This is a genomic window from Microvirga sp. P4_G7 (genome assembly GCF_056401005.1).
This window is the reverse complement of sequence record NZ_JBFUKD010000102.1, coordinates 1-8,348: the sequence shown is the minus strand read 5'-3', so window position 1 is coordinate 8,348 and position 8,348 is coordinate 1. Positions and strand designations below refer to the sequence as shown.

At 60.9% G+C, this 8,348-nt stretch carries 7 protein-coding genes; 4 read left to right on the top strand and 3 right to left on the bottom strand.

Going from position 1 to position 8,348, the window contains the following annotated elements; genetic code table 11:
- The first annotated feature begins 685 nt into the window (after nucleotides 1-685).
- From AC1DT3_RS07095 to AC1DT3_RS07085, 3 genes are all read left to right on the top strand, one after another.
- A complete protein-coding gene (locus tag AC1DT3_RS07095) occupies nucleotides 686-1,357 on the top strand; it encodes a Crp/Fnr family transcriptional regulator (protein WP_477464551.1) in 672 nt (223 codons plus the stop codon).
- A 133-nt stretch (nucleotides 1,358-1,490) separates the two neighbouring features.
- Entirely contained in the window at nucleotides 1,491-2,528 is a 1,038-nt protein-coding gene (locus tag AC1DT3_RS07090; RefSeq protein ID WP_477464550.1) for a Fe(3+) ABC transporter substrate-binding protein, read from the top strand.
- Between the two features lie 73 nt (nucleotides 2,529-2,601).
- Nucleotides 2,602-4,308: an ABC transporter permease gene (locus AC1DT3_RS07085; RefSeq protein ID WP_477464549.1), complete on the top strand. Its 1,707-nt coding sequence runs from the start codon at nucleotides 2,602-2,604 to the stop codon at nucleotides 4,306-4,308.
- Nucleotides 4,309-4,338: 30 nt separating this feature from the next.
- Here AC1DT3_RS07085 and AC1DT3_RS07080 read toward each other — a convergent pair whose 3' ends face one another.
- Entirely contained in the window at nucleotides 4,339-5,004 is a 666-nt protein-coding gene (locus AC1DT3_RS07080) for a 3-oxoacid CoA-transferase subunit B (RefSeq protein WP_477464548.1), read from the bottom strand.
- Between the two features lie 11 nt (nucleotides 5,005-5,015).
- The gene (locus AC1DT3_RS07075; RefSeq protein WP_477464547.1) at nucleotides 5,016-5,723 is read right to left on the bottom strand and encodes a CoA transferase subunit A; all 708 of its coding nucleotides are present in this window, start codon (nucleotides 5,721-5,723) and stop codon (nucleotides 5,016-5,018) included.
- A 95-nt stretch (nucleotides 5,724-5,818) separates the two neighbouring features.
- On the opposite strand from AC1DT3_RS07075, the gene AC1DT3_RS07070 reads away from it, so the two are divergent.
- Nucleotides 5,819-7,732 carry an AsmA family protein gene (locus AC1DT3_RS07070; protein ID WP_477464546.1) on the top strand — a complete coding sequence of 638 codons (1,914 nt, stop codon included), beginning with the start codon at nucleotides 5,819-5,821 and terminating at the stop codon, nucleotides 7,730-7,732.
- Here the strand turns inward: AC1DT3_RS07070 and AC1DT3_RS07065 are convergent.
- Nucleotides 7,726-8,348, bottom strand: a 623-nt coding sequence (locus AC1DT3_RS07065; protein ID WP_477464545.1) for an ABC transporter permease, incomplete at its 5' end; no start/stop codon positions are given. The genes AC1DT3_RS07070 and AC1DT3_RS07065 overlap by 7 nt on opposite strands.

Here is an 8,348-nt window from a genome sequence, read left to right as displayed (position 1 = left end):
CTCTACGCCTACGGTTATGACAGGGCCAGGACGGGCGCATTGTGGAGCCCGACGGTGCCGCTCGCGACAAGGGACAAGGTCGCCGCCTTCGGCGAGTGAGGATCGAAGGGTCTACCTCGGAAGAATGTTGGATCGCCAGCGAGGACGAATTATCGTTGATGGACGCTCGACGCTTAGAATCGCGTCATCGAGGTTCCATGGCCGAACTCGAATATGAATTTTCGACACGCGCGCTCCGGTGGGTCTATGTCCTGCTCACCACCGGAATCGGTGTCGCGACTTATCTTGCGCTGAGCTAGCAGCCCACGCTGCGTCTGCCCCACCGGTCCGTCGTAAATCCGGGTGTCGACGGTGATCGCAAGCGTCGCCCTTTTTATCAGATCCCGTCTTCAGTCTCTCAGTCGGGAACGAAGCTGCTTCAGTTTTGTTAGGAATTGATTCAAATAACCAATCACCGCGCGGCTCGCCCTGGGAATGAGCAGCCCGAGCGGTACAATCTCGACGAGACCGCCCAGAAGATGCGACGCTTGCCGTCATGACGGTTTCGTGACTAACAGAGCGTTTCCTGTCGCGTTGCTGGCCCTGGTTGCTTCGCAGGTGCTGCAACACACGACCAAGAAAACGCGATTCCTGACATAGACCAGGATTTTGCACCGCTTCCGTTTGCGAAAGGCGAAAGGCTACAATGACGATGACATGGATCGAGGCCCTCGGTTGGCTCAGCGCCGGCCTCGCGATCACCGGCAGCGCCATGAAGACGATCATCCCGCTTCGCTGCGTAGGGATCGTGGCCAACTTCGTGTCGTTTGCCTATGCAACCGCCTTGGGGCTCTATCCCGGCATGATCGTCAACCTCATTCTCCTGCCGCTCAACACGATGCGGCTGATACAGATGCTGCGCCTGATCCGCACGGTCAAACGGGCGGCCAACAGCGACCTGTCGATGGAATGGCTGAAGCCCTTCATGGTGAAGCGCACCGTCAAAGCCGGTGAAATCCTGTTTCACAAGGGCGATCAGGCCGATTGCATGTTCTACACATTGACCGGCCAGTATCGCTTGCGGCAACTCGGTCTCGATTTGYCGGCGGGGCGTGTCGTCGGGGAAATGGGCTTCTTGTCGCCGGACCATCGTCGGACGCAGACGCTCGAATGCCTCACCGGCGGGGAGGTCTTGAGCATCACCTACGATCAGGTCCGCCAGCTCTATTTCCAGAATCCCGAGTTCGGCTTTTACTTCCTCCGTCTCACCACGGAGCGAATGTTCGCCAATATGGACAAGCTCGAGTCGGAGCTGTCGCAGTTCCGCGCCGGCGCGGAAGAGACGGATGCGGCGAAAGAGGTCGAAACGACGGCTTGATACTCGCACTTTAGAACCGGTCTAAACGATTGAATTGATTACATTTTTCTTGACCGCCGCATCCCTCCCATGGTTCTTGCCTTCATTGCCGCGGCTTCGACCTTGCGGCCAGGTCAGACTTTCAGGAGGAAAGATGTCGGTACGCATGTTCGTCAACGGATTGCTCATGGGCGCGCTTTGCACGACTGCATTTGTTGCGGCCTCGGCGCCCGCATCTGCCCAAGGTGTGGTGAACGTCTATACGAACCGCGAACCCGGTCTCTATTCAGCCACCCTTGATGAATTCACCAAAGCGACCGGCATCAAGGTCAACGCCATCTTCTCCGAGCAGGGTCTGTCCGAGCGCATCAAGGCCGAGGGCGAGAACAGTCCGGCCGACGTACTCATCACCGTCGATATTGGACGCCTGCAGGAAGCACTCGATCTTGGCATCACGCAGCCGCTGAAATCGTCGGCTTTAGAGGCGGTCATTCCCGCGTCCGTGCGCGATCCGGAGGGACGCTGGTTCGCTCTCTCCATGCGCGCTCGGTCGGTGTACGCTTCGAAGGACCGCGTCAAAGACACGGCGATCACTTACGAGGATCTGGCCGATCCCAAGTGGAAGGGCAAGCTCTGCACCCGCTCCTTCCAGCATCAGTACAATATCGCGCTGACTGCGGCGATGATCCTGAAGCACGGCGAAGCCAAGACGGAAGAATGGTTGAAGGGCGTCAAGGCGAACCTCGCCAAGAAGCCGTCGGGCGGCGACCGCGATGTGGCCAAAGACATCATGGCCGGCGTCTGCGATATCGGTCTCGGCAACACGTACTATGTCGGCCTGATGACGAACGGCACCAACCCGGACCAGAAGAAATGGGCCGAAGCGATCCACGTCATTCTGCCAACGTTCCAGAACGGCGGAACGCATATCAACGTTTCGGGCGCGGCATTGATGAAGCACGCCCCGAACAAGCAGAACGCGGTCAAGCTCATGGAATACATGGTCACGCCGGACGCGCAGAAAGTGTTCGCCGACGTGAACTACGAATACCCCGTCCGGTCCGGAGTTCCGGTCAACGCGCTCATCCAGTCGTTCGGTACTCTGAAGGCCGATCCGATGAGCGTGTCCGCCATCGGCAAAGCCCGCGCCAAGGCGAGCGAACTCGTCGACAAAGTCGGCGTCGATCGCTGACGCGACCGGATTGGAGCGGAGCGGATCGTGATCAAACGGATCGACATGTCGTTCCCATGAGCAGGCTCGGCCAATGAGTACGCTGGCTCTGCCTGCCCGCTTTTCCCTGACTGCCGTTCGGCGCGCCTGCAACGGCGCGCCACTCTGGTCTCTGGCTGTGTTGCTGCTTGTTGCAGCGCTGGTGCTCGCACCGCTGGTTTCGCTCGTCAGCATCGCCATGACAGGCGACCCCGCCCAACTGCCGAGCCTGATTTCCGACGTGCTGCCGTACGCACTCTTCGACACCGGCGCTCTTCTCGCCGGCGTTGCGGCGCTCGCTGGCGGCATCGGCATCGCCTGCGCATGGCTTGTGACCGCGCACCGATTTCCAGGGCGCGATGTCGTCGTGTGGCTTCTGCCATTGCCGCTTGCGGTTCCAACATACATCACAGCGTACATCTACGTGGAAGTCTTCGACGCGGCCGGGCCGTTGCAGATGGCGTTGCGCGATGTGATGGGATGGAAGTCGCGGGCCGATTATTGGTTTCCCGAGATTCGGTCCTTGCCCGGCTGCATTCTCGTCATGTCGATGGTCCTCTACCCTTATGTCTACATTGCCGCACGCGCGATGTTTCTGACCCAGGGCGCGAACATGATCGAGGTTGCGCGCACGCTCGGCGCCGGACGCTTCAAGCTGTTCACGGCGGTTGCGATCCCCCTTGCTCGCCCTGCCCTCGCGGTGGGCCTTTCGCTCGCGCTCCTCGAGGCTTTGAACGATATCGGCGCCGCGGAATATCTCGGCGTGCGCACCCTCACGGTGTCGATTTTCACGACATGGCTCAATCGAAACAACCTCGCCGGCGCTGCGCAGATCGCCTGCGTCATGCTCGCTGTCGTCATCATTCTCATCGTCGTCGAACAACGCGCACGGCGAGATCGGCGCTACGCACTTTCCACACGGCGGCCACGCGTCACACAGCCCGTTCGGTTGTCCCGATGGAGCGGCTGGCTGGCGACACTGCTGTGCATCGTTCCGATCACCATGGGCTTTGTATTGCCCCTCGGCTTTCTGTTGCGCGAGGTTCTCCGCCGCGACCTTTCGAGCCAGGTGGATGCGGCCTTCATCGGCCACTTCTTTACGACGCTCGGTCTCTCCATCGCGGCCACCATCGCGACGATCATTCTCGGCATCGTCGTCGTGACAGCCTCCCGTCTTGCCCGCACGCAGGTGACGCGCATGGCGAAGGCTGTGACTGGCATCGGCTACGCGGTGCCGGGCACCGTACTGGCATTGGGGTTGCTCACGCCGCTCGTCACTGTCGATAACTGGATCGGCAGCACTTGGCGCTTCGTGACGGGCGAGCGGTTGGGCCTGGTTCTTCTCGGCTCAGTCGCCGGCATCGTGATCGCCTACACGATCCGGTTTCTTCCCATTGCGACAGGATCTCTGTCAGCGGGTCTCGACCGGATATCGTCCAATCTCGAAGATGCCGGCAGAACACTTGGAGCACGGCCGCGCGAACTGGTTCTCAGCGTTCAACTGCCCTTGCTGCGGCCGGCGCTCGCCAGCGCAGCGCTGCTCGTTTTTGTCGATTGCATCAAGGAATTGTCGGCGACGCTTCTCCTGCGCCCCCTCAACACGGAAACGCTCGCGACGCTGGTCTACGGCAACGCATCCCGCGGGGCATTCGAGGATGGCTCATTCGCGGCGCTGGTGATCGTTCTCGTCGGCCTTTTGCCCGTGATTCAACTCGTACGAAGCGCGGAAATCAGGCGCTCGACGGCCTCGCCGAGCGCCTGAACACATCACTTGTTCGACGTCGCGAACGGATCAAGCCGCTGATTGCTGGCCCTCGCCGAGCGCCACACGGAAATCGGCCTCGGTCTTGGCCTTGATCTCATCGACCGACACACCGTCTGCCAGTTCAATGAGCGTCATCCCCGTGCCGCCCTTCTTGTCGATGGCGAAAACGCCGAGATCGGTGATCACCAGATCGACGACGCCGGCGCCAGTCAGCGGCAGATTGCACGTCTTGAGGAGTTTCGGATCGTCCTTCGCGGTGTGCTCCATCACGACGACCACACGTTTCACGCCGGCAACGAGATCCATGGCGCCGCCCATGCCCTTGACCATCTTGCCGGGGATCATCCAGTTGGCGAGATCGCCCTTCTGATCGACCTGCATGGCGCCGAGGATCGACAAATCGATGTGGCCGCCACGGATCATGCCGAAGGAATCCGCCGACGAGAAATAGCTCGTGGTGGGAAGCTGGGTGATCGTCTGCTTGCCCGCATTGATCAGATCCGGGTCCTCCTCCCCTTCATAGGGGAAGGGGCCCATGCCGAGCATGCCGTTCTCCGATTGGAGTTGCACACGCATTCCCGCCGGAATGTAGTTGGAGACCAGCGTCGGAATACCGATGCCGAGATTGACGTAAAAGCCGTCGCGCAGCTCCTTGGCGGCACGAGCAGCCATTTGTTCACGGGTCCAAGCCATCTCGTTCTCCTCTAGGCTGCCGCTCGCGGGCGTGTAGTGCGCTGTTCGATGCGCTTCACCGGATTTGGCACATGCACGATGCGTTTGACGAAAATTCCCGGGGTGTGGATGCAGTCGGGGTCGATAGTACCGGCCTCGACCAGATGTTCGACTTGCGCCACCGTCAACTTCGCGGCGCTCGCCATCATCGGATTGAAGTTGCGCGCGGTCTTGCGGTAGACGAGGTTGCCCTCGGTATCGCCCTTGAAGGCGTGAACGATGGCGATATCAGCAAACAGCCCTCGCTCCATGACATAGGTCTCGCCGTCGAATTCGCGGACCTCCTTGCCCTCGGCGATGATCGTCCCGACGCCGGTCTTGGTGAAGAAGGCCGGAATGCCTGCGCCGCCCGCACGAATGCGCTCGGCAAGCGTCCCTTGCGGATTGAATTCGAGTTCCAGCTCGCCCGAGAGGTATTGCTGCGCAAAAAGCTTGTTCTCACCCACGTAGGACGAGATCATTTTCCGGATCTGACGGGTCTCCAGGAGGCGTCCGAGGCCGATGCCATCGACGCCAGCGTTGTTGGAGATGAAGGTAAGATCCTTGGCGCCGGATTCGCGGATGGCCTCGATCAGCGCCTCCGGGATGCCGCACAAGCCGAAGCCGCCGGCCATGATCGTCATTCCGTCCTTCACCCGACCGGCGAGCGCCGTTTGAGCGTCGGCAAAAACCTTATTCATAAAGCCTCCTGGATCTGTTCCAGTGTTACATTTTATCCGGTTGATCATCACCCTGCATGGCGRCCACACTTTAGACAATACCTTCATATGGATATATGCAGTTCCCATACGTGCTGCCGATCTCGCCCGAGATTCGGCTGATTTTCATTCCTCCGCCTGCGACGTTGGGACAACCGGTCCAGATCCAATCGCTCATGTCTCGTCGTGTCGTACTCATTCTCGCGCTCGTCGCGCTAGCGCTCCTCGGCAGCGCGGCTGTCCCRTGGACCTTGTCCAGCCAGGGATTCCCGGCTGCTGTGACGGCCCACCTCCAGTCGAATTACGGTCTTGGCCTCAAGGTCAACGGCCGCAGCACCGTCGCGTTTCTGCCGACGCCCCGGGTCAAGCTGGAAGATATCAGCCTCGCCTCGAACGATGGCACGACCAAGGTCGAGGGTGGCTTCCTGCGCGGAGAGCTTCGTCTCATCCCGCTTCTGTTCGGACGGATCGAATTGTCCGAGATCATGCTGAGCGACACCCAGATCACGACCTCGTTCGAGAAACTCAGCTCGCTCGCCTGGGCCGGTTCCCTGGCCAACAGCAAGCGCGATCCCAACCGCGCACGCCGCCTCGTCCTGACAGGAACGACGGTGAAATGGGCCGATCTCCCGAAAGCGCAACTCGACCGGGTCAATGTGGTCGTCAATTGGCGCGGAGGCGATGAAGAGCTGACCGGAGCCGGATTTGCCTCCTGGCGTGGCGAGGACATCGAAATCAAGCAGATCTCCATGACACCGGCGCGCCTGGCATCCGGTGGTCCGAGCCCGTTTGTGCTGGCGCTCAAATCGCTGTCCGGCAACGTCGATATCAGCGGAGAGGCGCAACTCGGATCGGATCCGCGCATCAACGGCACGAGCGCCCTCACCGGCCGATCTCTGCGGGACTTCGCCCGCTGGAGCGGGTTGCAGCTCCCGCTCAGCCCACTGACGGGCGCCGTTTCGATCGCGGGCGACTTTTCCATCAACAAGCGCCGCCTGTCTTGGCCCTCGGTCACGGTCGCCCTCGGCAATGACCGCCTGGATGGAACCCTGTCGGTGCGCTTCGATACGGAGCGCCCCGTGATTGCGGGGACGCTGGCCGCCGACAAGCTGGACCTCTCGGATTTCGTCGTTCCTTTCACGCAGACCAAGACGCTCTCCGGTAACTGGAACGAAGAGCCGATCAACCTGTCGCGCATGACCGGTGGCGATCTCGATATTCGGCTGTCGGCGACAAAGGCCAAGCTCGGTCTGCTTACATTCGAAGACATGGCTGCCAGTATCCTCGTCAAGCCGGGCCATATCGAAGCGTCGCTGGGACGGGCCACCTTTCATGATGGGACCTTGAAGGGGCGGTTTTCGTTGGCCCAGATCGACGGCAAGCCGGAGCTGAAGAGCCAGGCGACGTTCGATCGCGTGGATCTTTCAAGCTTCCTCAATGTGATCGGTGAGCCTCGTTGGATTACCGGCCAGGCCCAGGGGCAGATCCAGGTCGAGGCCGCCGGCACGACGGTTGCCGAGATCGTCCGGGGAAGTCATGGTCGCGCGGCGGTGAACATCAAGCGCGGAGAGCTGATCGGCATCGGCCTCAACGACGTCATGAAGCGCATCGAGAAACGTCCCCTTGCCGCATCGCTGGATTGGCGCGGTGGACGCACCGCCTTCGACCTCGCTCAGGTCAGCTTGGCGGTTGGTTCCGGGGTCGGCGAAATCGTCGATGGACGGCTGACCGCGCCTGAATTGCGCACGACCTTGAAGGGGCAAGTATCGCTCGCCGATCGCACTTTGAACATCAAGGCACTGGTCGATCCTGCAACACCCGTACCGAATGCTTCGCCGCTGATCGTCTTCGACATCGACGGCGGCTGGGATTCCGTCGTGATCACGCCCGATGTGAAGTCGCTGATCCTGAGGTCCGGCGCTGCAAAACCGCTCTTCGGACCGGCGCAACAGACCGGCGGCGCTCCACTCCCTCTTGCAACGGCTCAGTGAGCATTTCGCTCCGAACGCAGAACGGAACGCTTGCTCAAGATCGTCGCGGCGGTCACGCCTATGGCGACAATTCCAATCAGGATTGCTGACGCCGCATTGACCTCTGGCGAAAGGCCCAAACGGACCTGGCTGTAGATCCGGATCGGCAGCGTCGTCGCTCCCGGTCCCGTGTTGAAGCTCGCAATCACGAGATCATCCAGCGAGAGCGTGAAGGCGAGTAGAAATCCGGCGACGATCGCAGGCGCGATGAGCGGCAAAGTGATCGCGAAGAACGTCTTTAACGGCGGCGCGCCGAGATCCATGGCCGCTTCTTCCAGAGACCGATCAAACGTCATCAAGCGAGCCTGCACGACGACGGCGACGAAACACATGGTCAGCGTGGTGTGCGCGATTGTGATTGTCCAGAAGCCCCGGTCGAGGCCGATGGCCACGAAGAACAACAGCAAGGACAGTCCGGTGATGACCTCAGGCATGACCATCGGAGCGTAAATCATGCCTGTGAACAGCGCACGACCGGTGAACCGGCCATATCGTGTGAGCGCGAGCGCGGCGAGCGTGCCCAGCACGGTCGCCATCGATGCCGAGAGGAAGGCGATGCGCACGGTCACCCACGCCG